Origin of the sequence: Aeromonas sp. ASNIH8 (assembly GCF_002919855.1) — a bacterium.
Lineage (GTDB): Bacteria > Pseudomonadota > Gammaproteobacteria > Enterobacterales > Aeromonadaceae > Aeromonas > Aeromonas caviae.
The window spans coordinates 1-24,231 of sequence record NZ_PQLN01000068.1; the positions used below are offsets into that span (position 1 = coordinate 1).

Here is a 24,231-nt window from a genome sequence, read left to right on the forward strand (position 1 = left end):
CAGTGGTTCGCTGCACGTGGCATCCCCAGCCGGGCCGAAGAGGATCGGCCGGATCAGTGACATCTTCTGGTACCCCAGCAAGGCCGCCGGTACTTCTGCTACGGGGTGCGCATCGAGGCCAGCCCCGCCCCCGCCTTCAACCCCCTGGAGGCGGCCCACAACCACGATCCCGAGGCCCGCATCTTCGAGCCCATCACCTATTTTGCCGATGGCCGCGCCGGGTACGACATCCAGTACCTGACCCGGGACGAGCTGAGTGCCGACGTCTTGCGCCAGTACGAGCGCTATCTGGTGCTGAGCCAGGACGAGGGGCAGGATCTGCTTAGCAGCGCCCCCGAACATACCCAGCCAACCCAGGGAGAGTGATGACCAGGCAGGGATCAAGTTAGCTCCCCGCCCGGAGCTTATGGCCGGGCACACTGGCGGCGAGGGCAGCCCCCACCACCCATCACAACAGAGAAAGGGGCCCCAGGGCCCCTTTCTCGTCACTGCCTCAACCAGCGTTGGTGTCAGAGCCTCAACCGGCTCAGGCGGTTTTCACGCACTTCTGGATAAAGCTGTTCTTGGCCGCCCCGGCGAGCTTCTTGTCCGCCGCCGCCTTCTCGCACTGGGTCGCCTTGTCGGCGGCCCCGTCCGTCTTCAGGCACTTTTGAACGAAGCTGTTCTTGGCCGCACCGGCCAGCTTCTTGTCGGCGGCCGCTTTCTCGCACTGGCTTGCCTTGGCACTGGCAGAGGCATCCTTGACGCACTTGCCCACAAAGCTGGTCTTGGCGGCGCCCGCCAGCTTCTTCACCGCCGCCTGGGCCTCGCACTCTTGCTGCGCGCCAGAGGTCGCGCTCTGGGCTACCCCCATTCCCATGCCCATGACCGTCACACACAGACTCAACACCATCAGGATCCGCTTCATATGTCACACTCCCATTGTTCTATCCATTGTGATTGGCCCCCACTCACGCGGGCCAAACGAGGCACCCTCGCCTCGCTGCACTATAGTCCCCCCTCCCCGTGACAACAAAATGCCCCTTCCTTCTCGACAACCCCCTCCTTGCCCCCGCTCCGGCCACCCGGCGCCTTCACTTCAATTGTTGAGCTGGCGCAAAAAATCCAGTCATTCCCTGCGGTTGCGTCAACTTTTGACTGGTTTGCGTATGAGGCTTGAGGATATGCTGGCCATTCGGCGCCTACTGCACCATTCGGGCCCCGCCCGCTGGTTAATGGAGCGCATTGGAAGCTGTAATCCACGGGCGGTAGCGTGGGTTTTGGTGGCGTTACGCCTTGGGAAAGTGCGAACAAGTATCCCACGAACAAAAAATGAAAATTTTAGTCATTTAATATCAATGGGTTACCAGTAAATGCTCTCGTGCCATATGACTTATTCGCACCTTCCCTAGGGAGTAATGGGCCACCGATACGAAATACCCTTCATCAGATGATAATAAAAATCCCCCGTTACCGGCAATGCTGTTCAGATAAGCACTTTTTTGACTGATTATTCATAAATTGGATTTGAGTTGAGGGGGCAAGGCTGTGTCCAGTCGATCTTCCTCCAGCCTTTATCCAGCGGGGCTTGCAATAGAAAGAGGGAGGCATCATGCCTCCCTCGCTTTTTTGTCCTGATACTACGTGGACTGGAACTCAAATTCTCTTAAGTGAACAGCATTGCCCGTTACCGGGGGATTTTTATTTCTATCGGTTATCTCAGCTCAGCTACTTACCCCACCAAAAACGTCCTTAACCGGGCAAACTCCGCTGGCAAATTAACAGAGAGCAGCGGCAACTCGGCGTGCTTGGCGAGCGGGCCCGGCAGCGGCACATCCAGATTCAGGATCTCGTCCACCGACTCCTTGAATTTGGCCGGATGGGCGGTGCAGAGGAACACACCGACCTCGTCTTGCCCAAGCTGCTCGTTCAGCAGATCCCAGGCAATCGCCCCGTGGGGCTCGCACAGGTAATCCAGCTGATGCAGGCGCTGCAACGCATCCCGGGTCTGGGCATCGTCGCGCATCCCTGAGCCCAAGGTTTCCAGCGCCCAGCCCTTGCGACGGCACAGCTCTTCCACCCGCGGCCAGTTGTTGGGGCGGCTCACGTCCATGGCGTTCGACAGGGTTGCCACCGTCTGGTGCGGCTCCCACTGGCCGGTTTTCAGGTAGCGCGGCACGGTGTCGTTGGCGTTGGTGGCGGCGATAAAGCGCTTCACCGGCAGCCCCAGCGCCTTGGCGATGAGACCCGCGGTGAGGTTGCCAAAGTTGCCGGACGGCACGCTGATGACCGCCTTGGCGCGATCGGCTTTCGGCAACTGGGCCACGGCTTCGAAGTAGTAGCAAACCTGGGCCAGCAGGCGGCTGATGTTGATGGAGTTGGCGGAGTTGAGGCCGATGGCGGTCTTGAGCCCTTCATCGTCGAAGGCATCTTTGACCAGCGCCTGGCAGGCATCGAAGTCACCGTCGATGGCGAGGGTGCGGATGTTGCCGCCGAGGGTGCAGAAAAGCGCCTCCTGCAAGGGGCTTATCTTGCCCTTGGGGTAGAGGATCACCACTTCAATCCCCTCCAGGCCGTAGAAGGCGTGGGCCACGGCGGCGCCGGTGTCGCCGGAGGTGGCGGTGAGAATGGTGATCTTGTCATTGGTTCTGAACGCAGCCAGACACTGGGCCATGAAGCGGCCGCCGAAATCCTTGAACGCCAGGGTCGGGCCGTGGAACAGCTCGAGGGCATAGGTGCCATCTTTGAGCTTCACCAGAGGCGCCGGGAAGGTGAAAGCGGCGTCGATAAGCTCGCTCACCTTGGCAGCCGGTACTTCGTCACCCAGCAGGTGGCTCAGGATGCGGGCCGAGCGCTCGGCCAGCGGCAGATCCAGCAGGGCATCCACGTCGGCCAGCGGCTCCAGGGTCTCTGGGAAGAAGAGCCCCTGCTCGCGGCCCAGACCCTGACGCACCGCCTGCGCGAAGCTCACCTGTTCACTCTTGTCCTTGATGTTGTAAAGATTCATAGCTCGCTTCCTGTTACCCGTGCCCCGGCCATGTCCAGTTTGCAGACCCGGGCAAATCCATCTTCATTGCGCACGAAGTGCGCTTCCATCCACTCTTTCATGCGTTCGGCCTGGGCCAGATCCTTCATCACCACGAACACGGTGGGACCGGACCCCGAGATGCCGGTGGCCAGCGCCCCGTTCTGGGCCCCCTGGGCCCGCACCTCGTTAAAACCTTCAATCAGGGCCGCGCGATAAGGCTCGGCGATGACGTCTTTCAGGACGCTGGCGGCCAGCCCTTCCTGGCGGCTGTAGCTGGCATGCACGAAGGCGGCCAGCCGGCGGCCATAGGTGAGGCAGTCCTGGCGGCGATACTGGGCCGGCAGGATGGCGCGGGCGGCGGCGGTGGAGACCACGGTGCCCGGGTAGCAGACCACCCAGTACCACTCGTCAAACACCGGGATGCCCTGGCTGATGACGCCCCCCTCCTCCAGCACCAGCTGCATGCCGCCCAGATAACAGGGCGCCACGTTGTCGTAATGGACGGAGCCGGAGATCTTCCCTTCCATCTCCCCCATCAGCAGCAGCAGGTCGTGTTCATTCAGGGGCGCACCGTGGAAGGCGTTGAGCCCTTCCAGCGCCGCCACGACGCTGCAGGCACTCGATCCCAGGCCCGAGCCCACCGGCAGGTTCTTCTCCAGCACCATTTCCAGCGGCTTGAGACCCAGGCCGCGCTTCTCCAGCGCCTCGCCATAGGCGACCCAGCAGTCGTGGAGGATGTTCTTTTTCGGGTCGTCCGGCAACTTGTGGGCGTAACGGCCCACGGAAGAGAGAGCGAAAGGCACCTCTGCCGATTTGACCTGGACGCGGTCACCCAGCAGGGAGCCATCCACGGGGGCAAGCGCCGCCCCCAGGACGTCAAAGCCCACGCTCAGGTTGGCGCTGGAGGCCGGGGCATAGGCCACCACGCTACCGCCGATTTCTACATTCGGGTTCATCTCTGAACTCATGTTACAGCTCCTGCTTCCAGTTCTGGGTGCGCAGCACATCGGCGAAGACACCGGCGGCGGTCACTTCGGTCCCTGCGCCATAGCCGCGCAGTACCAGGGGGATGGGCTGGTAATAGGTGGAGAAGAAGGCGAGCGCGTTCTCCCCGTCTTTTACCTTGAACAGGGGCTCGTCACCACCCACCGCCTTGATGGCCACCTTGCACTTGCCACCCTCGATGGAGCCGACGTAACGCAGCACCTTGCCTTCACGCTGGGCCGCCGCGAACTGGTCGCGGAACCAGCCGTCGGCCTCGGGCAGGCGGGCCATGAAGGCCTCCACGTCGCCGCTCACGTCAAAGCCCGGCGGCAGTGCCTGCTCCACCTCCACATCGGAGAGCTCCAGCGCCATGCCGGCCTCGCGGGCCAGAATGAGCAGCTTGCGAGCCACGTCCATGCCGTTCAGGTCATCGCGGGGATCCGGCTCGGTGAAGCCGTTGCCGCGGGCGATCTGGGTGGCCTCGGAGAAGGCCATCCCCTCGTCCAGCTTGCCGAAGATGAAGGAGAGCGACCCGGACAGGATGCCGTCGAAGGCGCGCAGCTTGTCACCGGCCTTGATGAGGTTTTGCAGGTTCTCGATGACCGGCAGGCCCGCGCCCACGTTGGTCTCGTACAGGAACTTGCGACGGGTCTGGCGGGCGGTGCGGCGCAGCGCCTTGTAGTAATCGAGCGACCCGGTGTTGGCCTTCTTGTTCGGGGTGACCACGTGGAAACCTGCCCCGAGGAAATCGGCGTACTGGACGGCCACGGCTTCGCTCGAGGTGCAGTCGACGATCACCGGGTTGATGAGGTGGCTCTCTTCCACCAGCTTCTTCACCGCCTCCAGGCTGAAACTGCCCTGGGCTTCCACCAGCTGTTCACGCCAGTTGGCGAGGGCCAGACCATCCTTGTTGACCGCCATCTGGCGGCTGTTGGCGATACCCACTACTCGCAGGCCAGTGCCCTGCTCGGCCAGTACCGGCTGCTGGCGGGCAATCTGATCCACCAGGGCCGCACCGACGCCGCCCACCCCGACCACGAAGAGATCGATGAACTGCTGGCTGCCAAAGAAGTTCTGGTGACACGCCTTGATGGCTTCCGCCACCTTGCCGGAGCGCACGACCGCGGAGATGGAGCGCTCGCTCGACCCTTGTGCGATGGCGACGATGTTGATGGAGGCCTGGGCCAGGGAGGTGAAGAAGCGCGCCGCCATCCCCTTGGAGGTGCGCATGCCGTCACCGATGAGGGAGATGATGGCGAGATCGGTCATGATCTCGAGCGGGTCCAGCAACTGGTTCTTGAACTCCAGCTCGAACTCGCGCTCCAGCACCTTGCGGGTCTTGTCGCTGTCGTAGCTGTGGATACAGAAGCTGACGCTGTACTCGGAGGACGACTGGGTGATCAGCACGATGCTGACCCCGGCGCGGGAGACGGCGGAGAAGATACGACCGGCCATGCCTACCATGCCCTTCATGCCGGGACCGGAGACGTTGAACATGCACATGCCGGAGAGATCCGAGATGGCCTTCACCTTCAGATCGTCATCCCCCTGATCGACCCCGATGAGGGTACCCGGACCCTGAGGGTTGAAGCTGTTCTTGATGAGGCAGGGAATGTGGAACTGGGCCACGGGGGCGATGGTCTTCGGGTGCAGCACCTTGGCACCGAAGTAGGAGAGCTCCATCGCCTCTTTATAGGAGAGGGTTTTGAGCAGGTAGGCATCCGGTACCAGGCGAGGGTCGCAGTTGTAGCAGCCCTCCACGTCGGTCCAGATCTCGCAGCACTCGGCATCGACGCAGGCGGCCAAGACGGCTGCGGAATAGTCGGAGCCGTTGCGGCCCAGCAGCACGGTCTCGCCCTTGTCGCTGCCACCGGTGAAGCCCGGCATCAGGTAGAGACAATCAGAGCGCAGGCCCTTGGCGGCGAAGCGCACCCGGGAAGCTTCGATGTCCACATGGGCTTCGAGGTAGCCGCCATCGGTGACCAGCAACTGCTCGGGCACGATGAGATCCAGCTCGAGGCCGCGCACCCGCAAGAGCTCGTGCATGAAGGCGATGGAGAGGTTCTCGCCACGGCTCAGGATGCGGGCCTGGACGTTGTCCGGGCACAGCCCCAGCAGACGGATACCCTGCATCAGCCGCTCGACCTGATCCAGTTCGCTGGTCAAACGAGCCTGCAGCGCCTTGTCATCCAGCGCGGGATAGGCGGCCTTCAAGCCGGCCAGCAGGCGGGAGAAGATGCCGTTGATCTCGAACAGGGTACTGCTTGCATCCATGCCGCGACTGGTCTGTTCCACCAGGGCGACCAGGTGATTGGTCACCTTGGCCGGTGCCGACAGCACCAGGGCCACCTGGGATTGGCCATGGGTATTCACCGCGATATCGGCAACCCGCAAGAAACGCTCTGCGTCGGCCAGTGACGACCCGCCAAATTTCAACACTCTCATCGCTATCTCCCTGTATTCCCTGCAAATTGATCTGCTAATAGGTCTAAAAACAATCCAACAAAAAAGGCCCGTACTGGGTGGGTACGGGCCTTTTTCTGATTTCTGTGCTTGTTCGTCAGCGCATCAACCGGCCCCAGTGCCACCTGTGGTGGTACCGGTAATAATGGTGGTGGTGATGATGTTGGTGAATAGCTGCATGACGAACACTCTTGAACGAATCTGGTTGTTAGCAATACCGCGCCCGGCGAGGGGCTGTCAACCTAAACCTCCTTGCCAAACTTGCGGGCAAGGTCTTTGCAGAGCAGATGGAGCATATTGAGATCCCGCTGCGGCAGCATGGGCACTCGGTCCATCACCCATTGATGCAGTTTTTCATCCTGCGAAACTCCGAGTTCACCAAGTAATTCTGCTGTTTTTGATTTCAGCACACGAACCTGCCCGGCACTCTCGAAATTTTCTGCTACGTCCTGCTCGTCGCTCACTTTCTGGTCATCGAGCAGCGGACTCAGCTCATAGGCATACAACATGATCGCCTGACCCAGGTTCAGGGACGGGTATGAGACCTTGAGAGGCAGGTAGCTGATGAGATCCACCTGGGCGAGCTGTTCGTTGGAGAGCCCGGACTCCTCGCAGCCAAACACGATGGCCACCTTCTCAAGGGAGGGCTTGGCCCGGATCTGGTCGCGAATGTCCGCCGGGGTGAGGTAGTGCTGATAGCGGCCGCGCTGGCGGGCCGTGGTGGCGACCACCAGATCCATGTCCGCCAGGGCCTCTTCCAGGGTGTCGAAGGCTTGGGCCTCCGCCAGGATCTCCTGGGCACCGTGGGCGACCCAGCTCGCCTCCTCCTCTTCGTGCACCCGGCTCCCCACCAGTCGCATGGCATCGAAGCCCATGGTCTTCATGGCGCGGGCGGCCGCCCCCACGTTCGCCGCGCGAGCGGGGGCCACCAGTACAAAATAGAGTTTCATCGGGTTTCTCCTGAACAGGGCCGATGCCGCGAACTGCAGCAAACCGCCGGCAAAACAGGGGCGCAATCTACCGTTTATCCCCGAACATTGCCACTTGAACAGATGTTTGGATGTTGCCATAGTGGCCGGACGAGTGAGCCCCTTGCCTACCGGCACAGACGCCATGGGCCCGATACATCACAAGGAAGAGAGAGATGCAGCAGCCATTGGAACAGGCGGTCGCCGAGACGATCTTGCAGCGTTTCGAGTCGTTTTACAGCCGCTTTCTCGAGATAACCCAGGGCAGCAAGAGCCGCTTCGAGAACAGCGACTGGTTGGGAGTGCAGCTCGCCGGGCGCGAGCGCATTCGCCTCTATGATCATCACGTCGGCGCCACCACTGCCCTCATCAAGCAGATGATGGGGGAGCAGCTGCCGACCCAGGCCCTGCTCAAGCAGGTGAAAGGCGCCTTCAGCGATCTCCTGCCCCGCTGCGAGAACTTCGAGGTGGCGGAGTCCTTCTTCAATTCCGTCTATCGCCGCATCTTCCGCCATCGCAACATCCGCGACGAGAACCTTTATATCCACCCCTTCGTGAGCCGGGGTGACAAGCCTGACCTGGGATCCTTGCTGCGTATCTATCGCACCGATCTCTCCCACCTGCCCCAGACCCTGAGCCAGCTGCTCGGGGATTACAGCTTCACCCTCCCTTTCGAAGACAAGCAGCGGGACATCATGGATATCCACCGCCATCTGGCAGAGAGCGGCCCGGCCATCCTGCACGAGGAGCCCTTCGCCATCGAGCTGCTCAGGGAGGTGTTCTATCGCAACAAGGGAGCCTATCTGGTGGGGCTCATCCGGGTGAAGGGAGAAGTCTATCCCTTCATCCTGCCCTTGCTCAGCACCGGTCAGAGCATCTATGTGGACACCGTCATCTTCGAGCCGGAGCTGGCTTCCATCGTGTTCGGCTTCGCCCGCGCCTACTTCATGGTCTATGCCCCGGTGCCGGCGCTCTTTGTGGCCTTCCTTCGCCAGATCATGCCCCGCAAGCCGGACTATGAAATCTACAACGCCATCGGCTGCCAGAAACACGGCAAGACCGAGCTCTATCGTCACTACCAGCAGCACCTGGCCCAGAGCCGGGAGCAGTTCGTCATTGCGCCCGGCATCAAGGGGATGGTGATGAGCGTGTTCACCCTCCCCTCCTACGATGTGGTGTTCAAGGTGATAAAAGACGAGTTCACCCCGCCCAAGGAGGTGAGCCACGAGCAGGTGAAGGAGAAATACCGGCTGGTAAAACAGCACGATAGAGTGGGCCGCATGGCAGATACCCAGGAGTTCACCAACTTCGAGTTTCCCCTCGATCGCATCTCGCCGGAGCTGTTGGCCGAGCTCAAGGCTGTGGCGCCTTCTGCGCTTACCCTCACCGCCGACAAGCTGGTGATCAAACACCTCTACACCGAGCGCAAGATGATCCCGCTGAACCTCTATCTGGATCAGGCGGACGAACAGCAGACCCGCCTCGCCCTGGAGGAGTACGGCAACGCCATCCGCCAGCTCGCGGCGGCCAACATCTTCCCCGGCGACATGCTGTTCAAGAACTTCGGGGTGACTCGCCACGGCCGGGTGGTCTTCTACGACTACGACGAGATCTGCTATATGACGGAGTGCAACTTCCGCCAGATCCCGCCGCCGCGCTACCCGGAGGACGAGTGGAGCGCCGAACCCTGGTATTCGGTGGCACCCAACGACATCTTCCCGGAGGAGTTCGCCACCTTCCTGCTGCAAAAACCCCAGGTGCGGGAGATCATGATGCAGTTGCACAAGGAGCTCTTCGATGCCAACTACTGGAAGATGCTGCAGAGCAACATCAAGGAGGGGATGTTCGAGGATGTCTATCCCTACCGGCGCAAGAAGCGGTTTCGCTTCCAGCGAGGGGGATGACCCGGCATCAGGCACAAAAAGGGACGCCATGGCGTCCCTTTTCACATTCTTCTGCACGCTGGCGCAGGGGCCGCCTGCGACAGCCTTTGACGAGATCCCGGCTTATTTCACGGCGTCAAAGGTCAGCAAGGTGGCCTTGTCGGCATCCTTGAGTACTAGCTGTTTGCCGCTGATCTGGAAGCTCGCCACCTTCTCCAGGGTCTGCAGGTAGTTCATCTCCTTGCCGGCCAGATCCCCCGCACACATCATGCGCGTCGAACCCATGGCGCCCAGCGTCAACACGCCGTCACCCTGCTCTGTGATGCCGCCAAAGTAGCGGTTGCAGCCGCCCTTGCCCGCCACCTTGTCACCGGCGACCTGCAGGGTGAAGGTATCACCGCTCGCCCCTTGCAGTTGCCAGGTCGATGCCTGCAATTGTGCCAGCGTAGAGCCCGTAGTCATGGCGCAGCCTCCCAGGGCCAGAGCGGCCAGCAGGATCAGTTTGTTGTTCATCAGTTCACCTCGTGATGGAGCGTGTCGTAACGACACGGAGTGAGGGGCCTGTGTGCCATGACTGCGGCGTCAATCAAAACTCTTTTATTGTGATCGGGGTTCCCTTTACTCCCCGCTGGCATGTGCCATGCTTGTAGTCCTGTTCGGACCCAGGGAGGGGAAACGAATGGTCAAGTCTCTCGTCATCGCAATGGCATCCAGCCTCGTCTTTTCGGCTCAGGCCGCCGACTGGAGTTTTCTCCAGACCGAATCGGACAACCCGCTCTACGTCAAAAGCTATTCCGGCGTACTGCTCGGCAACCAGAGCCATCTTGGCGACAACTTCGACCTCTGGCTCATCAATACCGGCTACCAATACCCGCTTCAGGATGACATCAGCCTCTACATGGAGGCCGGCCCCGCCATCGGTCCCCAGAGCGGGCAGGCCGGGTTCAATATCAGCTCTGGGGTGCGCTATCGCCTCTCCCCGTCATTCAACATCGGCAGCCAGCTCAAGCAACTGGAGGTGAGCAAGGCCAGCACCCTGGTTGAGCTCAACAGCAGCCTGCTGGTGACCCCCTCCCTAGCCATCACCGCCAATTACGGACTCAGTGCCTTCAGCACGGAACACTTTCTCACTCTGGGAGTGGGCTTCAACTTTTGAGGTTCAGAGGAGCCTGGCGCCGCTCACCAGCACACCGTTGAGATCGGCGTAGACATAGTCGCCGGGCGCTATGGTCACACCGGCAAAAGAGACCACGGTGTCCAGCGTGCCCAGGCCCCGTTTTTCGGTCTTGACCGGGCAGGGGGCCAGGGCCTTGACCCCCAGCGCCAGGGTCGCCAGCGTCCCCACATCCCGCACGGCACCATTGATGAGGATCCCCTCCCACCCCTGCTCCACCGCCTTGATGGCCAGCTGATCCCCGAGCAGCGCCCGACGCAGGGAGCCGCCCCCGTCGATCACCATCACCTTGCCATGGCCGGGACGATTGACCAGATCACGCACCAGGCTGTTGTCTTCAAAGCAGGAGAGGGTCACGGCCTCGCCGTAAAACAGCGCCTTGCCACCATAGTCCTGAAACAGGGGGTCAGCGATCCTAAGGGCATCGCCATGTTCATCGCAAAGGTCGGGCAGCAGGTCCAGCATGATCATCATCCTTCCATGGAGTGAAATGTGTCCGCTCATTCTTTCATCATGTCGGGGCGCTGACAATCCACCGGCCGGGTGCCCTGTGCGGATGGCGGGGGGCCATGTCAGCCCGAAGGCCTGAGCCGCCAGCGGGACGCAAGCGCCCCCAGATGACAGGGCGGCCCTTCCAGCAACACGGGCACCAGCCAGAGCTCTCCTTCACGCACCCAATAGAGGGCATTCTGGCCAAATCGGGCGGCCAGCCGGATCGCCTCTGGCAGCGAAAGCGGCAACAATAGCGACGCCTCCTGCCAGCGCTCATCCTCATCGCTCCCCCAGACCTCTCCCATGACGGGACACTCACCCACTTGCCGGACAAGGGCTCGCTGGCGACGGGCATTGCGGCGCAGCCCCACCCACCGGCTGGCCGGGTTCCAGGCCGTGACAATGGCATAGGCTGGGCAGCTGGGAGGCGCAAAGGGGGCGATGAAGCACACTTTTCTGTAGTTTTCCCACAAAGTCATGTCAACCACATGTTACATCCCATTACATTTATTAAGGGCGAAAAAGCGGGTCAGCCCAAGTATGATGCAGCGAACTCGGGGATTGACTTATATCAAAGCTGAGTTAAAAAGTTGCTATCTGACGGCAAAGAGTGTTGTTATGCGCCTGTTAACTGATAAAATGCAGCAACTTTTGTAATGGACTACCTCTCCGGGCTTCTCTTGTTCAGACTTGTTGAGAGCCCATGTACGGCACAGGGATGCTTGCCGACATAGTTACCAAATTCGCGATGATTCGACCTGATATTCATACCCAGGATGACGTAATAAATTTTCAGGACCGGTCGGATAACGCCAAAGAGTGTTAAAATTTCGATAATTAACTGATAAGAATCTGGGAATACTCATGCAAACACCACATATTCTGATCGTCGAAGACGAGCTGGTCACCCGCAACACCCTCAAGAGCATCTTCGAAGCCGAAGGCTACATCGTGCTGGAAGCCAACAACGGTGACGAGATGCACCAGGCCCTGACCAGCCACACCATCAACCTGGTGATCATGGACATCAACCTGCCGGGCAAGAACGGCCTGCTGCTGGCGCGCGAGCTGCGTGAAGATGACAACATCGCCCTGATGTTCCTGACCGGTCGCGACAACGAAGTGGACAAGATCCTGGGGCTGGAGATCGGCGCAGATGACTACATCACCAAGCCGTTCAACCCACGTGAACTGACCATCCGTGCCCGCAACCTGCTGAGCCGTACCATGAACGTGGCCGCCGGTGGCGAAGAGAAGAAGCTGGTAGAACGTTATCTGTTCAATGGCTGGGCCCTGGACATCAACAGCCGCGCCCTGGTCAGCCCGGCAGGGGACATGTTCAAGCTGCCCCGCTCCGAGTTCCGCGCCATGCTGCATTTCTGCGAGAACCCGGGCCAGATCCAGACCCGTGCCGAGCTGCTCAAGAAGATGACGGGCCGCGAACTCAAGCCCCACGACCGCACCGTCGACGTGACCATCCGCCGTATTCGCAAGCACTTCGAGAGCGTGGGCGACACCCCGGAGATCATCGCCACCATCCATGGCGAAGGCTATCGCTTCTGCGGCGAGCTGGAGCAGGAGTAATCCTCCCCACTCCCGAGTTGAAAAGGCGCCCTGTGGCGCCTTTTCCATGTCTGCGCCTTTCAGCTTGGCCGCTCTGGCACTCTCGCCGGCATCAAAAAACAGACAACAAAAAGCCCACTCGCAGGAGTGGGCTTTTTGTGTGAAGACTGGAGCGGGCAGCGGGAATCGAACCCGCATCATCAGCTTGGAAGGCTGAGGTAATAGCCATTATACGATGCCCGCTAGGCATCAAAACGTGCTTGGTGTGATGGGGAATCCCCACGACAGACAGCCATCTGGCTGATATGGACAACGGCGCGTGCCGCTATCTGGAATGTGGAGCGGGTGATGGGAATCGAACCCACGTATGCAGCTTGGGAAGCTACCGTTCTACCATTGAACTACACCCGCGTCAGTGGCCTCTACTATATGCATTTTGCCGCCGAGCGCAATCACCGACCTCGCATTTTTTGCCATAAATCAAGCTGTTCGGCCAACTAATGAGCATGAAGCCGATTTTTCACACAATGATGTTCCTCCGCCCGGTTCTGCAAGGTTGCCAAGCCGTGGGGGCGACGATAGTCTTGCGCCACTCGTTTGAGGAGGGTGGTAATGGACAAGAACAGACAGAAACATCTCTATGGCTGGTTGCGCAAACAATCGGGCCATGGTCGGCGCTGGATCGGCATCTCCATCGCCTTCGGGCTGGGTCAGGGCGTCCTGATGGTGATGCAGGCCTGGTTGCTGGCGACCCTGCTGCACGGTTTCATCATCGAAGGCTCCACGCCGGAGCACTCCGCTCCCCTCTTCATCAGTCTGTTGCTGGTGACCCTGACCAAGGCGGCCCTGGCCTATGGCCGCGAGGTGGCGAGTTTCAAGGCGGGCAGTGCGGTGCGCCAGGCCATCCGCGAGCTGGTGCTCACCCGCCTCGCCAGGCTCGGCCCTGCCTATATCCAGCGTCGCCCTGCCGGTAGCTGGGCCAGCCTGCTGCTCGAGCAGATCGAAGAGATGCAAGACTTCTTCTCCCGTTATCTGCCCCAGATGGCTATCGCCGTCTTTATTCCCCTGGTGATCCTGGTCTCCGTGTTCCCGGTGAACTGGGCGGCGGGCCTCATTCTGCTCGGCACCGCCCCCCTCATTCCTCTCTTCATGATCCTGGTGGGGGTGGGCGCCGCCGATGCCAACCGCCGCAACTTCCAGTCGCTGGCGCGCCTCTCAGGCCACTTCCTCGATCGCCTCAAGGGGCTGCGCACCCTGCAGCTTTTCATGCGCACCCGGGCGGAAGGGGAGGCCATCCGCGATGCATCGGAAGATTTTCGCGAGCGCACCATGGAGGTACTGCGCCTCGCCTTCCTGAGCACGGCCGTGCTGGAGTTCTTCGCCGCCATCGCGGTGGCCCTGGTGGCCGTCTACTTCGGTTTCTCCTACATCGATCACCTCAACTTTGGCAGCTATGGCGTCAAGGTCACCCTCTTTACCGGCCTGTTCGTGCTCTTCCTCGCCCCCGAGTTCTACGCGCCGCTGCGGGAACTCGGTGCCCACTATCACGCCAAGGCACAGGCCATTGGCGCCGCCGAACAACTGCTGGAATTTCTCGAGGCCGACGTGAGCGAACCCGCCTCCGGGACGCTCCCCTTCCATGCGGATGGCCCCGTCAAGGTAGAAGCCCGCAGCCTGGAAGTGCTGAGCGCCGAGGGCAAGGTGCTGGTCGGTCCCCTCGATTTCACGCTGGAAGCCGGCACGCGCACCGCCCTGGTCGGCATCAGTGGCGCGGGCAAGAGCTCCCTGGTCAATGCCCTGCTCGGTTTTGCCCCCTATCGCGGTTCCCTGTGCGTCAACGGAGTGGAGCTTCGTACCCTGGACATCAGCCAGTGGCGCCAGCAGCTAGGCTGGCTCTCCCAGAATCCCCAACTCTTCCACAGCTCCCTGCGGGACAACCTGCTGCTGGCCAGACCATCCGCCAGCGACGCCGAGCTGGAAGCCGCGCTCAAGCGCGCCCAGGCCTGGGAGTTCGTCAATGAGAAAGGGCTGGACTATCGGGTCGGGGATCAGGCGGGCGGTCTCTCCGTCGGCCAGGCCCAGCGCATCGCCCTTGCCCGTACCCTGCTCAAGACGACCCAGATGATGGTGCTGGATGAACCCACTGCCAGCCTGGATCGCCATTCTGAGCGAGCCGTCATGAGCGCCCTCGAACAGGCCGCACAAGGTCAGACCCTGCTGATGATCACCCACCGCCTCGATCAGCTCAGCCAGATGGACAACATCCTGGTGCTGGCGCACGGCAAGCTGGTGGAGCAGGGACGTTTTGCCGCACTCGGCGAGGCCCAGGGCCCCTTCGCCCGCCTCCTGTCGCAATCCCAAGGTTTCGGAGACTCTCTCGATGACTGATCTATTGCCGTTCCTGCGCCTTTATCGCCAGCACTGGCTCAGCCTCTCCATCGGCCTGCTGCTGGCCCTGGTCACCCTGGTGGCCGGCATGGGCCTGCTCTCCCTCTCCGGCTGGTTCCTCTCCGCCGCCGCCGTCGCCGGGCTGGCGGTCGCCACCCGAGACACCTTCAACTACATGACCCCTGCGGGGGGCGTGCGTTTCTTCTCCATCGTGCGCACCGCCAGTCGCTGGGGCGAGCGGGTCGTGAGCCACGACGCCACCTTCCGGGTGCTGACCCGGCTGCGGGTCTGGTTCTGGCAAAAGCTCTCCCCTCTCTCCCCCGGCTCCCTTGCCGGTTTTCGCCAGGCTGACCTGCTCAACCGTCTGGTGGCCGACATCGATGCCATGGATCACGTCTATCTGCGCCTCATCACCCCCATTGGGGCGGCGCTGCTGAGCTGCGCCGGGCTGGTCTTCTTCCTCTCCTTCTTCGATGGTCGCCTGGCGCTGACGCTGGGAGCCATTCTGCTCTTTGGCATGCTGGCCTTGCCCCTGGTCTTCTATTTTGCCGGGCGCGCGCCGGGCCGCCAGCTCATCGCCGAGAAGTCCAACCTGCGTACCCGCATGGTGGACTATCTGGACGGCCAAGCCGAACTGCAGATGTTCGCCGCCGCTCCCGAGGCGCTCACCGGATTGCAGCAGGCGGAGCAGGCCCTGATCCGGGCCCAGGCCCGCATGGCCCGCGTCAGCGGCCTGGCCGCCTTCTCGGTGCAGTTGCTGAGCGGCTGGACTCTGACCCTGATGCTCTGGCTGGCCGGTCACGGCGTCGGTGGCAGTGCCCCTGACCCCATCACGGCACTCATGGTGTTCGCTACCCTGGCGAGCTTCGAGGCGCTGCTGCCGCTGGCCGGTGCCTTCCAGCACCTCTCCACCAGCCTCACCTCCGCCCGCCGTCTCAACGAGATCCTGCAAGAGGCCAAGGCGCCGGAGTGGGGAGCACAGCAAGCCCCCGCTGCCCGGGGTGCCGTGCAGATAAGCGATCTGCATTTCACCTATCCAGGCCAGGATGCTCCCGTGCTGCAAGGGTGCACCCTGCAACTGCATGCCGGGGAGAAGCTGGCGCTGCTGGGGCAGACCGGCTGTGGCAAGTCCACCCTGATGGGGTTGCTGACCCGGGAGTGGACGGCCCTATCGGGGGAGATCCTGCTCGATGGCAAGCCCCTCACCGATTACAGCGAAGAGGCGCTGCGCGCCTCCTGCTCCGTGGTGAGCCAGCGGGTCCACCTGTTTGCCGATACCCTGCGTGGCAACCTCACCCTGGCCGCCCCCGGAGCCAGCGACGAACGGCTCATCGAGGTGCTCACCCAGGTGGGGCTCGGGACTCTGCTGCGCGATGAGGGTGAGCAGGCAGAACAGGGGCTGGATGCCTGGCTCGGGGATGGCGGGCGTCCGCTCTCCGGCGGGGAGCGCCGCCGCATCGGCATCGCCCGCGCCCTGCTCCACGATGCACCGCTCTGGCTGCTGGACGAGCCCACCGAAGGGCTCGATACCCAGACCGAACGGGAGATCATGGATCTGCTGCTGACCCTGGGGGCGAATCGCACCCTGCTGCTCATCTCCCACCGCCTGCTGGGGCTGGAACGGATGGACAGGGTAGCCCTGATGGAAGAGGGTCGCATCCGTCTGTGTGCCCCCCACCAGGAGCTACTGGAAGATGATCACTACCGCAGCCTGCACCGGCGACTGGCCCCCGCCTGATCCGGGGTCGTCTCGCTACAATCCATTGATATGGCTAAAAATGGGGCTGGTCGCCATCGGCGACTGCCCCCTATAATGGCCCACTCGCCACCCAACAAGATGCCGATATGAAACGCCTGATCCTGATGATGCCCCTGATTGCCTCCGGTTGCGCCGACTTCGCCTTCAACAGCAATCTGGACAAGGAAAACTTCGACGAGTACTTCAAGCCGGGGAGCGTGCGGATCTACGAGCAGAGCGAGCTCGCCGACCTCAACTACCTCTACCTCGGCACCGTCGAGGGGGAATCCTGCCAGAGCGATGCCAACCAGGCGGTGCCCAATGCCGGTGAAGCCCGCACCCTGGCCCGCCGCCGCGTGGCGGACATGGGGGGCAACGGCGTCAGCTTCGACAAGTGCGCCGAGTTCAGCGACGTGCCCGGCTGCCTGAAGCAGGTGATCTGCTACGGTCAGGCGCTGAAAGTGGCCGAAGAGAAGTAAGTCCTGCCATGGCGATCGCCATCGTGCGACTCGGCAGCCCCCGCCTCGAGGATGAGGGGCTTCGCATCGGTACCGTGCGTCGCCCCCCTCGCGGCGTGCCCAAAGCGGCGTTCGCCAGCCAGGATTGGTACGACGTCTGGTTCCCCAATCTGGCCCCCAGCGCCGAGACCATGAAACTCGGTCAGACTGCCGACACCCCGGCCCGGTGGACCGCCTTCTGCAAGCAATACAAGGCCGAGATGGCCGCCCCGGCCGCGAAGCACGATCTGGCCCTGCTGGCCGCCCTCTCCCACACTACCCATTTCTCGGTGGGGTGCTACTGCGAACAGGAGTCCCGCTGCCATCGCAGTGTGCTGAGGGCCCTGCTGGCCGAGGCGGGGGCATTGCTGCGCTGAGCCCCGTCATGGATGAACACTCCACATGAGAAGAGGGCACCCCGGGGTGCCCTCTTCTTTATGATGTCGGCTAGTACGCATTCGATGACAAGGAAACCTCCACTCGTCGTCGCAAGGCCTGTTCCTCATCATGGGTCATGCCCGGCAGCGGCCCCCGGGGGTTGCTGGCAAGCCATACCACCAGATCGTCAACCGTCTCCTCCAGGGGGCGAAAGTTCAGCCCATGAACGATGGCGGCCTCGGCGCTGATGGTGCCATACCCAGCATACTCGGGCAGCTCGTTTGGCAGCAGCGTGGGATAGCTTTGCCAGGGCGCCACCCCTGCCGCCATCAGGTCACGCCAGGGAGCCCACTCGAGCTGCAAGGGGGTCACTGGCGTCAGCCGGGCAGCGAGGCGCTCCACCCAGTCGTTCAGTGCGATGCCGGGCTTGATCAGGTTGAAGCACCCAGCGAGTCGCTGCTCGGCAGCACGCAGCACGAACTCGGCGCAGTCGCGCACATCCAGGTATTGCAGCCTGTCCTCTCCCAGCCCCGGCAAGAGCCAGTGCCCGCCCCGCTGCACCCGCCTCACCCACCAGGCAAGACGAGCGGTCGGGTCAAAGGGGCCGCAGAGCACGCCGGGGCGCAGGGTGCACAGGCGATCTCCCCAGCGGGCGCGATACACCGACTCGCACAGCACCTTGAGGGGACCGTAGTCAGTGGGCGCTCCTGCCATCTCATGCAAGGAGGCCGACTCATCCATGCCGGGTTGGGAAAAATCGCGATAGACACTGATGGTGGAGATGAAGATGAGCCGATCGCAGCGCCCCAGCAGGGCGTCAGAGAGCCCTTCGGCCTGCTCGGGTCGATAGCAGCAGGTGTCGATGACCAGATCCCAGTGCCGCCCCTCGCCCCGCAAGGGGGCCAGGTCCCCGTCTCTGTCCCCGTGAAGCTGGGTCAGCTCCCGCCAATCCGGGTGCTGGCGGTGGCCGCGGTTGAACAGCGTCACCTCGTGCCCCCAATCCAGGGCCAGCGTGGTCAGGTGGCGACCCAGAAAGCCGGTGCCGCCGATAATCAACAATTTCATCCCTGTCTCTCCTCTATGGCGCCCTCTCCTTGCAGCCCCTCCACGGGCAGCCGAAACGGCCATGGCCTGGCATGGTGAGCACACGTCCCAGGCACGCCCTGATGCCGCCAGGCATATCGTCATGGTGCGGGCAGCAGGCTCCTTGCCCGCTCCCCCGCCACCCCTTTTGCCGCCCCACCCTACGCAAGTTGGCACCAGGACACAGCCCCCAGGCACCGGGTCTGGGATCGGGATCACAGGGGCCGCGTCCTGGAGCTCCCCCTGCGTTTTCGGCGTGCCTGTGCTACATTGCCCGGGTTTTCAGCCAGGATCCGCCATGAAGTTCGATATCGATACCCTAGGGATCATCCGCTCTCCCTACAAGGAGAAGTTCGCCATACCCCGCCAGCCCGGTCTGGTCAGCGCGGCTCGCGCCCGCCTCGAACTGCTTCCTCCCTATGATCAGCCCGATGTGCTGCGCGGCATCGAGCAATTCTCCCATCTCTGGATCAGCTTCGTGTTTCACCAGACCATGGATCAGGGCTGGCACCCGACGGTGCGCCCGCCGCGCCTCGGCGGCAACGAGCGGGTCGGGGTCTTTGCCACCCGCTCCACCTTCCGCCCCAACCCCCTCGGCCTCTCCGTGGTCGAACTGCACGGGGTGGGACGTGAGCGCGGCAAGCTCTGGCTCGAGCTGGGCGCCGTGGACTTGCTCGACGGCACCCCCGTTGTCGACATCAAGCCCTATGTCCCCTATGCCGACAGCCTGCCCCACGCCCGTGGCGGTTTCGCCCCCGATGCCCCCACCCCGCCGCTGGCGGTGAGCTTCAGCGCCCAGGCCGAGCAGCAGCTCGCCCCCTGGCTCAAGGCCCACCCGGAGCTGCGCGAACTGGTGAGGGAGGTACTGGCCCAGGATCCCCGCCCTGCTTACAAGAAGGGCAAGCCGGATGACAAGGTGTACGGTGTTAGATTGTTCGATGTGAACGTGCGATTTCAGATAAAAGAACCGCAATGTCAGGTAATTACCATCGAACCTGCTTGAAAAAAGCCTCTCTGGCAGCATGAAAAAAGCCACCCGGGAGGGTGGCTTTTTTATGGGCAAAACAGGGTGCTCAGCGCCGCTGCAGCAGCAGGCTGCCGATGGAGTAACCGGCGCCAAAGGAACAGAGCACCCCGCGAGCCCCGCTCGGCAGATCCTGGTTAAAGAGGTGGAAGGCGATGATGGAACCCGACGAGCTGGTGTTGCCGTAGCGGTCGAGGATGACAGGCGCCTCCTGCTGGCTGGCGTCATAGCCCAGCAACTTGCGACCGATGAACTGGTTCATGGTGAGGTTGGCCTGATGAAGCCAGAGCCGGCTCAAGCCATCGGCCACCCATCCCTGCTCCACCAGCTGGGAGGCTATCTGATCGCACACCAGGGGCAGCACCTCCTTGAACACCTTGCGCCCCTGCTGGCGGAACAGCTTGTCGTCGCCGTAGCGGGTGCGCGGGCTGAGCCGGTTCAGGAAGCCGAAGTTGTTGCGGATGTTGTTGGAGTACTGGGTCACCAGCTTGCTGGCCACCAGTTGCCAGGGGTTGGCCACCTGGCAATCGGCCTCCCGTTCCAGCAGCACGGCGGTACAGGCGTCACCGAAGATGAAGTGACTGTCCCGATCGCGGAAGTTGAGGTGACCCGAGCAGATCTCCGGATTGACCACCAGCGCCAGCCGGGCGGTGCCTGCCGCCAGCATGTCTGCGGCGGTCTTGATCCCGAAGGTGGCGGAAGAGCAGGCCACGTTCATGTCGAATGCCAGGCCGCTGGCGCCGAGATAGTGCTGCAATTCGATGGCCAGCGCCGGGTAGGGGCGCGGCATGTTGGAGGCGGCGACGATGACAAGATCGATCTCCCCCGGTTCACGACCGGCGGCGATCAGCGCCTGCTCAGCGGCCGCCACCGCCATCTCCACCATGATGGAGGGCTGATCGTCCGGGCGCTCCGCCATGAGCGGCTGCATGATGTCGGGATCCAGCACCCCCTCGCTGCTCACCAGATAGCGGCTCTTGATGCCGGAGGCCTTCTCGATGAACTCGCAGCTCGAGTGCTGTTTGGCAGGCAGCTGCCCTGCATCGATGGCGGAGGCGTTCTCCTCGTTGTAGAGATCCACGTACTGGTTGAAGGCCGCCACCAGCGCTTCATTGCTGACGGCAAAGGGAGGGGTATAGAGGCCTGAGCCACTGATTACGATAGAGGTCATCTTTGCTCCTGGCCGGGTGCAATCCCGGCTTGTCTGTTTTTTAGGGTTCAGAGGGTCACAGCTGGTCGATGGCCGCAGCCAGACCCGCCAGGGTCAGCGGGTGCATCCGCCCGCCGATCAATTCGTTCATCAACTTGATGGAGGGGTGCCACAGCCACTCCTGCCTTGGCAGCGGATTGACCCACACCATCTTGGGGAAATGTTGTTGCAGGCGCCCGAGCCACACCTGGCCGGGCTCCTCGTTCCAGTACTCTACGCTGCCACCTGGCCAGGTGATTTCATAAGGGCCCATTTTCGCATCCCCCACCACCATCACCCTGTAGTCGCTGCCGTAGGTACGCAGCAGCCGCAAGGTATCGAGCCGATCATCAAGGCGCCTGGCATTGTCCTGCCAGACGAAGTCGTAGAGGCAGTTGTGAAAATAGAAGAACACCAGGTGCTTGAACTCGTGGCGCAGGGCCGAAAAGAGGCGCTGCACCTCGGCCACGTGGGCATCCATGGAGCCCCCTACGTCGAAGAAGACCAGCAGTTTGACCCCGTTGTGGCGCTCGGGTCTGAGCTTCACATCGAGCCAGCCTTGCCTGGCCGAGCTTTGGATGGTGTCGTCGAGATCCAACTCGTCGGGATTGCCCCGGCGCACCCAGCGCCTGAGCTTGCGCAGGGCGAGCTGGATGGCGCGCTGCCCCAGGGGCGAGTCGTCACTGAAGTTGCGAAAGTGGCGCGCCTCCCACACCTTGGTCGCCCGCCCGTGCTGGCCCTCTCCCCCCATGCGGATCCCTTCCGGGTGATAGCCGCCGTGACCGAACGGGCTGCTGCCCCCAGTGCCGACCCACTTGTTGCCGCCGGCGTGGCGCTCCTTCTGCTCGCTTAACCGCTGGTTGAGGGTCTCCAGCAGCTGGTCGAGCCCGCCAAGGGATTGGAGCAACGCCTTCTCCTCCGGGCTTAACAGTCGCTCGAACTCCTTGCGTAGCCAGTCGTCAGGCAGGGTCTCCGGCAACAGGGGGATGGCGGCCAACCCCTCGTAATACTCGGCGAAGGCGCGATCGAAGCGATCGTAGTGCGCCTCGTCTTTCACCAGCAGGCAGCGGGATAGCTGGTAGAACTCGTCCATGTCGAGGCTGGCCAGTCTGGCCGCCAGCGCCCCGTGCAGGTCGAGCAGCTCCCGCAGGCTGCAAGGAAGCTTGTGGCGGCGCAGGTGAAGGAAGAAGTCGATGAGCATTCAGCCGCCGCGGCGCGCCAGGAAGGCGAGCTTCTCGAAGAGGTGCAAGTCCTGCTCCGTCTTGAGCAGGGCACCATAGAGGGCGGGCACCAGCTTGCCGGGCTCACGGGTGCGCAGGGCCTCGGGGGCGATGTCGTCGGCCAACAGCAGCCGGATCCAGTCCAGCAGCTCGGAGGTGGACGGCTTCTTGCGCAGCCCCTCTACCGCACGCAGCTCAAAGAAGAGCGTCATCGCCTCGTCGAGCAGCCGCTCCTTGAGGTTTGGGTAGTGGAGCTTGACGATGGCCTGCATCTCGGCCTTGTCGGGAAAGCGGATGTAGTGGAAGAAACAGCGGCGCAGGAAGGCGTCCGGCAGCTCTTTTTCGTTGTTGGAGGTGATGATGACCACGGGGCGCTGGCGCGCCTTGACGCGCTCGCCGGTCTCGTAGACATCGAACTCCATCCGATCCAGCTCCAGCAGCAGATCGTTGGGAAACTCGATGTCCGCCTTGTCGATTTCATCGATGAGCAGCACTGGCCGCCGCTCTGCGCTGAAGGCCTGCCACAGCTTGCCCCGGCGGATGTAGTGGCCTATCTCCCCTACCCTGGGGTCACCGAGCTGGGAGTCTCGCAGCCGGGCGACGGCATCGTATTCGTAGAGCCCCTGCTGGGCCTTGGTGGTGGACTTGATGTGCCAGCTGATGAGCTCGGCGCCCAGAGATTTGGCTACCGCCTCCGCCAGCACTGTCTTGCCCGTACCGGGCTCACCCTTGATGAGCAGCGGCTTCTCCAGCACGATGGCGGCATCGACGGCCATCTTCAGTGCCTGTGATGCGAGATAGCGGTCGCTTCCTGCAAATCCCATGAGATCCCTTCCACTGGATGCCCAGGCAGCGGGAGCCCCCTCGGCAAGAGAGAATAAGTTCTATATGTTGTAATAACATATTGTTATAACGATTCGTCACTTCTCATTCAGAAACCACAGGGTAATCTTGTTTCATCGCCTTAACAAACACAGGGATAGCACCATGAGCAAAATTTTTGAGGACAACAGCCAGACCATAGGCAACACCCCGCTTGTTCGTCTCAACCGTGTTACCAAGGGCCGCGTGCTGGCCAAGATCGAGAGCCGCAACCCGAGTTTCAGCGTCAAGTGCCGGATCGGTGCCAACCTCATCTGGGATGCCGAGAAACGCGGCGTGCTGACCAAGGGCAAGGAGATCATTGAGCCCACCAGCGGCAACACGGGCATTGCCCTGGCATTCGTGGCTGCGGCCCGCGGCTATCCCATCACCCTGACCATGCCAGCCACCATGAGCCTGGAGCGCCGCAAACTGCTCAAGGCCCTGGGGGCCAACCTGGTGCTGACCGAAGGTCCCCTCGGCATGAAGGGCGCCATCGCCAAGGCCAACGAGATCCTCGAATCCGAACCGGGCAAGTACGTACTGCTGCAACAGTTTGAAAACCCCGCCAACCCGGAAATCCACGAGCAGACCACTGGCCCCGAGATCTGGGACGCCACCGATGGCGAGGTGGATGTGTTCGTGGCGGGCGTCGGTACCGGCGGCACCATCACCGGGGTCTCCCGCTACATCAAGAAGACCAAGGGCAAGGCCATCGTCTCCGTAGCGGTCGAGCCCAGCGAATCCCCCGTCATCAGCCAGAAACTGGCGGGTGAAGAGATAAAGCCCGGTCCCCACAAGATCCAGGGCATCGGCGCTGGCTTCATCCCGGGCAACCTGGATTTGAGCCTGCTGGACCGCGTCGAGCAGGTGAGCAGTGACGAAGCCATCGAGATGGCCCGCCGCCTGATGGAAGAGGAAGGGATCCTGGCCGGTATCAGCTCCGGCGCTGCCGTGGTCGCTGCCAACCGTCTGGCCGAGCTGCCGGAGTTCGAAGGGAAAACGATCGTCGTCATCCTGCCAAGCGCCGCCGAGCGTTACCTCTCCAGCGCCCTCTTCGCCGGAGTGTTCAGCGAGCAGGAATTGCAGCAGTAGTTGATCAGCCAACACCAAAACGACGGCGCTCCTCGGAGCGCCGTTTTCATTATGCGCTAAACTCTCTAGCCACCAGTGCCACTCGGCCCCTTATTTTTGGTTCATCGCGGCTTTCCGGGGAAGGCCGCCTTGATTTTCAGAAAAAAGTATTCTGAGTCCCTAAATCCATATGCCATACGCTTTATCACTTTGATCTTGTTGTTCACCCCTTCCAGCACACTCGT

At 62.2% G+C, this 24,231-nt stretch carries 23 protein-coding genes, 2 tRNA genes and 1 other annotated feature; of the genes, 10 read left to right on the plus strand and 15 right to left on the minus strand.

Annotation, left to right across the window (positions count from 1 at the left end; all coding sequences use genetic code 11):
- The first annotated feature begins 105 nt into the window (after window positions 1-105).
- Window positions 106-366 carry a hypothetical protein gene (locus C3418_RS16500; RefSeq protein ID WP_258040094.1) on the plus strand — a complete coding sequence of 87 codons (261 nt, stop codon included), beginning with the start codon at window positions 106-108 and terminating at the stop codon, window positions 364-366.
- Window positions 367-526: 160 nt separating this feature from the next.
- Here C3418_RS16500 and C3418_RS16505 read toward each other — a convergent pair whose 3' ends face one another.
- From C3418_RS16505 to C3418_RS16530, 5 genes are all read right to left on the minus strand, one after another.
- The gene (locus C3418_RS16505) at window positions 527-907 is read right to left on the minus strand and encodes a hypothetical protein (protein WP_049636634.1); all 381 of its coding nucleotides are present in this window, start codon (window positions 905-907) and stop codon (window positions 527-529) included.
- Between the two features lie 804 nt (window positions 908-1,711).
- Window positions 1,712-2,986 carry a threonine synthase gene (thrC, locus tag C3418_RS16510; protein ID WP_052814833.1) on the minus strand — a complete coding sequence of 425 codons (1,275 nt, stop codon included), beginning with the start codon at window positions 2,984-2,986 and terminating at the stop codon, window positions 1,712-1,714.
- Complete coding sequence (gene thrB / locus C3418_RS16515) at window positions 2,983-3,963, minus strand: homoserine kinase (RefSeq protein WP_010673589.1); 981 nt, start codon at window positions 3,961-3,963, stop codon at window positions 2,983-2,985. Before thrB ends, thrC begins: the two co-directional genes overlap by 4 nt.
- Window positions 3,964-3,976: 13 nt before the next feature.
- Complete coding sequence (thrA, locus tag C3418_RS16520) at window positions 3,977-6,436, minus strand: bifunctional aspartate kinase/homoserine dehydrogenase I (RefSeq protein ID WP_041214768.1); 2,460 nt, start codon at window positions 6,434-6,436, stop codon at window positions 3,977-3,979.
- Window positions 6,437-6,493: 57 nt separating this feature from the next.
- Window positions 6,494-6,624, minus strand: a sequence feature (Thr leader region).
- A 72-nt stretch (window positions 6,625-6,696) separates the two neighbouring features.
- Complete coding sequence (locus tag C3418_RS16530) at window positions 6,697-7,404, minus strand: tRNA/rRNA methyltransferase (protein ID WP_103858900.1); 708 nt, start codon at window positions 7,402-7,404, stop codon at window positions 6,697-6,699.
- Window positions 7,405-7,598: 194 nt separating this feature from the next.
- Between C3418_RS16530 and aceK the strand changes: the two genes are divergently transcribed.
- Window positions 7,599-9,326: a bifunctional isocitrate dehydrogenase kinase/phosphatase gene (aceK, locus tag C3418_RS16535; RefSeq protein WP_103858901.1), complete on the plus strand. Its 1,728-nt coding sequence runs from the start codon at window positions 7,599-7,601 to the stop codon at window positions 9,324-9,326.
- 102 nt (window positions 9,327-9,428) lie between these two features.
- Here the strand turns inward: aceK and C3418_RS16540 are convergent, their stop codons facing one another.
- Window positions 9,429-9,818: an META domain-containing protein gene (locus C3418_RS16540; RefSeq protein WP_039039356.1), complete on the minus strand. Its 390-nt coding sequence runs from the start codon at window positions 9,816-9,818 to the stop codon at window positions 9,429-9,431.
- Window positions 9,819-9,984: 166 nt separating this feature from the next.
- On the opposite strand from C3418_RS16540, the gene C3418_RS16545 reads away from it, so the two are divergent.
- Window positions 9,985-10,461, plus strand: coding sequence for a hypothetical protein (locus C3418_RS16545; protein ID WP_103858902.1), 477 nt, complete (start codon window positions 9,985-9,987; stop codon window positions 10,459-10,461).
- Window positions 10,462-10,464: 3 nt separating this feature from the next.
- Here C3418_RS16545 and C3418_RS16550 read toward each other — a convergent pair whose 3' ends face one another.
- Together C3418_RS16550 and C3418_RS16555 are read right to left on the minus strand one after the other, a co-directional pair.
- Window positions 10,465-10,944 carry a putative 4-hydroxy-4-methyl-2-oxoglutarate aldolase gene (locus C3418_RS16550; RefSeq protein WP_048208766.1) on the minus strand — a complete coding sequence of 160 codons (480 nt, stop codon included), beginning with the start codon at window positions 10,942-10,944 and terminating at the stop codon, window positions 10,465-10,467.
- Between the two features lie 107 nt (window positions 10,945-11,051).
- A complete protein-coding gene (locus tag C3418_RS16555; RefSeq protein WP_082180751.1) occupies window positions 11,052-11,450 on the minus strand; it encodes a DUF3293 domain-containing protein in 399 nt (132 codons plus the stop codon).
- A gap of 385 nt (window positions 11,451-11,835) precedes the next feature.
- Between C3418_RS16555 and arcA the strand changes: the two genes are divergently transcribed.
- A complete protein-coding gene (gene arcA / locus C3418_RS16560; protein ID WP_010673581.1) occupies window positions 11,836-12,555 on the plus strand; it encodes a two-component system response regulator ArcA in 720 nt (239 codons plus the stop codon).
- 147 nt (window positions 12,556-12,702) lie between these two features.
- Here arcA and C3418_RS16565 read toward each other — a convergent pair.
- Window positions 12,703-12,777, minus strand: a tRNA-Gly gene (locus C3418_RS16565).
- Window positions 12,778-12,871: 94 nt separating this feature from the next.
- A tRNA-Gly gene (locus tag C3418_RS16570) sits at window positions 12,872-12,945 on the minus strand.
- A 201-nt stretch (window positions 12,946-13,146) separates the two neighbouring features.
- On the opposite strand from C3418_RS16570, the gene cydD reads away from it, so the two are divergent.
- The 4 genes from cydD to C3418_RS16590 all read left to right on the plus strand — a co-directional run bounded on the left by cydD (window position 13,147) and on the right by C3418_RS16590 (window position 17,534).
- Window positions 13,147-14,922 (plus strand): cysteine/glutathione ABC transporter permease/ATP-binding protein CydD, encoded by a 1,776-nt coding sequence (gene cydD / locus C3418_RS16575; protein ID WP_042864200.1) that lies wholly within the window; start codon window positions 13,147-13,149, stop codon window positions 14,920-14,922.
- Entirely contained in the window at window positions 14,915-16,660 is a 1,746-nt protein-coding gene (gene cydC / locus C3418_RS16580; RefSeq protein WP_103858903.1) for a cysteine/glutathione ABC transporter ATP-binding protein/permease CydC, read from the plus strand. The genes cydD and cydC overlap by 8 nt, the downstream gene beginning before the upstream one ends.
- Before the next feature lie 107 nt (window positions 16,661-16,767).
- Window positions 16,768-17,139 carry an Rcs stress response system protein RcsF gene (rcsF, locus tag C3418_RS16585; RefSeq protein WP_010673578.1) on the plus strand — a complete coding sequence of 124 codons (372 nt, stop codon included), beginning with the start codon at window positions 16,768-16,770 and terminating at the stop codon, window positions 17,137-17,139.
- An 8-nt stretch (window positions 17,140-17,147) separates the two neighbouring features.
- Complete coding sequence (locus C3418_RS16590) at window positions 17,148-17,534, plus strand: DUF488 domain-containing protein (protein WP_042864202.1); 387 nt, start codon at window positions 17,148-17,150, stop codon at window positions 17,532-17,534.
- A 70-nt stretch (window positions 17,535-17,604) separates the two neighbouring features.
- Here the strand turns inward: C3418_RS16590 and C3418_RS16595 are convergent, their stop codons facing one another.
- Complete coding sequence (locus C3418_RS16595) at window positions 17,605-18,600, minus strand: NAD-dependent epimerase/dehydratase family protein (protein ID WP_103858904.1); 996 nt, start codon at window positions 18,598-18,600, stop codon at window positions 17,605-17,607.
- A 316-nt stretch (window positions 18,601-18,916) separates the two neighbouring features.
- On the opposite strand from C3418_RS16595, the gene tsaA reads away from it, so the two are divergent.
- Entirely contained in the window at window positions 18,917-19,621 is a 705-nt protein-coding gene (gene tsaA, locus C3418_RS16600; RefSeq protein ID WP_103858905.1) for a tRNA (N6-threonylcarbamoyladenosine(37)-N6)-methyltransferase TrmO, read from the plus strand.
- A gap of 70 nt (window positions 19,622-19,691) precedes the next feature.
- On the opposite strand, the gene C3418_RS16605 is transcribed toward tsaA, so the two are convergent.
- From C3418_RS16605 to C3418_RS16615, 3 genes are read right to left on the minus strand one after another with little or no spacing between them, the layout of a single operon-like run.
- Complete coding sequence (locus C3418_RS16605; RefSeq protein WP_103858906.1) at window positions 19,692-20,813, minus strand: beta-ketoacyl-ACP synthase III; 1,122 nt, start codon at window positions 20,811-20,813, stop codon at window positions 19,692-19,694.
- A gap of 55 nt (window positions 20,814-20,868) precedes the next feature.
- Window positions 20,869-22,032 (minus strand): VWA domain-containing protein, encoded by a 1,164-nt coding sequence (locus tag C3418_RS16610; RefSeq protein ID WP_103858907.1) that lies wholly within the window; start codon window positions 22,030-22,032, stop codon window positions 20,869-20,871.
- The gene (locus C3418_RS16615; protein WP_103260592.1) at window positions 22,033-22,875 is read right to left on the minus strand and encodes a MoxR family ATPase; all 843 of its coding nucleotides are present in this window, start codon (window positions 22,873-22,875) and stop codon (window positions 22,033-22,035) included. It lies immediately after the preceding gene.
- A gap of 163 nt (window positions 22,876-23,038) precedes the next feature.
- Here C3418_RS16615 and cysK point away from each other — a divergent pair, with 163 nt between their 5' ends.
- Window positions 23,039-24,007, plus strand: coding sequence for a cysteine synthase A (gene cysK, locus C3418_RS16620; protein ID WP_041213300.1), 969 nt, complete (start codon window positions 23,039-23,041; stop codon window positions 24,005-24,007).
- Between the two features lie 101 nt (window positions 24,008-24,108).
- Here the strand turns inward: cysK and C3418_RS16625 are convergent.
- On the minus strand, window positions 24,109-24,231 hold a 123-nt coding region (locus C3418_RS16625), incomplete at its 5' end, for a transposase (RefSeq protein WP_139700475.1).

Coding starts and splice junctions, on each gene's coding strand:
- C3418_RS16555 (WP_082180751.1), bottom strand. CDS start 11,450: ATGACTTTGTGGGAAAACTACAGAAAAGTGTGCTTCATCGCCCCCTTT.
- C3418_RS16505 (WP_049636634.1), bottom strand. CDS start 907: ATGAAGCGGATCCTGATGGTGTTGAGTCTGTGTGTGACGGTCATGGGC.
- C3418_RS16595 (WP_103858904.1), bottom strand. CDS start 18,600: ATGAAATTGTTGATTATCGGCGGCACCGGCTTTCTGGGTCGCCACCTG.
- C3418_RS16610 (WP_103858907.1), bottom strand. CDS start 22,032: ATGCTCATCGACTTCTTCCTTCACCTGCGCCGCCACAAGCTTCCTTGC.
- C3418_RS16590 (WP_042864202.1), top strand. CDS start 17,148: ATGGCGATCGCCATCGTGCGACTCGGCAGCCCCCGCCTCGAGGATGAG.
- thrB (WP_010673589.1), bottom strand. CDS start 3,963: ATGAACCCGAATGTAGAAATCGGCGGTAGCGTGGTGGCCTATGCCCCG.
- C3418_RS16615 (WP_103260592.1), bottom strand. CDS start 22,875: ATGGGATTTGCAGGAAGCGACCGCTATCTCGCATCACAGGCACTGAAG.
- rcsF (WP_010673578.1), top strand. CDS start 16,768: ATGAAACGCCTGATCCTGATGATGCCCCTGATTGCCTCCGGTTGCGCC.
- thrC (WP_052814833.1), bottom strand. CDS start 2,986: ATGAATCTTTACAACATCAAGGACAAGAGTGAACAGGTGAGCTTCGCG.
- C3418_RS16540 (WP_039039356.1), bottom strand. CDS start 9,818: ATGAACAACAAACTGATCCTGCTGGCCGCTCTGGCCCTGGGAGGCTGC.
- cydD (WP_042864200.1), top strand. CDS start 13,147: ATGGACAAGAACAGACAGAAACATCTCTATGGCTGGTTGCGCAAACAA.
- C3418_RS16550 (WP_048208766.1), bottom strand. CDS start 10,944: ATGCTGGACCTGCTGCCCGACCTTTGCGATGAACATGGCGATGCCCTT.
- tsaA (WP_103858905.1), top strand. CDS start 18,917: ATGAAGTTCGATATCGATACCCTAGGGATCATCCGCTCTCCCTACAAG.
- C3418_RS16530 (WP_103858900.1), bottom strand. CDS start 7,404: ATGAAACTCTATTTTGTACTGGTGGCCCCCGCTCGCGCGGCGAACGTG.
- arcA (WP_010673581.1), top strand. CDS start 11,836: ATGCAAACACCACATATTCTGATCGTCGAAGACGAGCTGGTCACCCGC.
- C3418_RS16605 (WP_103858906.1), bottom strand. CDS start 20,813: ATGACCTCTATCGTAATCAGTGGCTCAGGCCTCTATACCCCTCCCTTT.
- aceK (WP_103858901.1), top strand. CDS start 7,599: ATGCAGCAGCCATTGGAACAGGCGGTCGCCGAGACGATCTTGCAGCGT.
- C3418_RS16545 (WP_103858902.1), top strand. CDS start 9,985: ATGGTCAAGTCTCTCGTCATCGCAATGGCATCCAGCCTCGTCTTTTCG.
- thrA (WP_041214768.1), bottom strand. CDS start 6,436: ATGAGAGTGTTGAAATTTGGCGGGTCGTCACTGGCCGACGCAGAGCGT.
- cysK (WP_041213300.1), top strand. CDS start 23,039: ATGAGCAAAATTTTTGAGGACAACAGCCAGACCATAGGCAACACCCCG.
- cydC (WP_103858903.1), top strand. CDS start 14,915: ATGACTGATCTATTGCCGTTCCTGCGCCTTTATCGCCAGCACTGGCTC.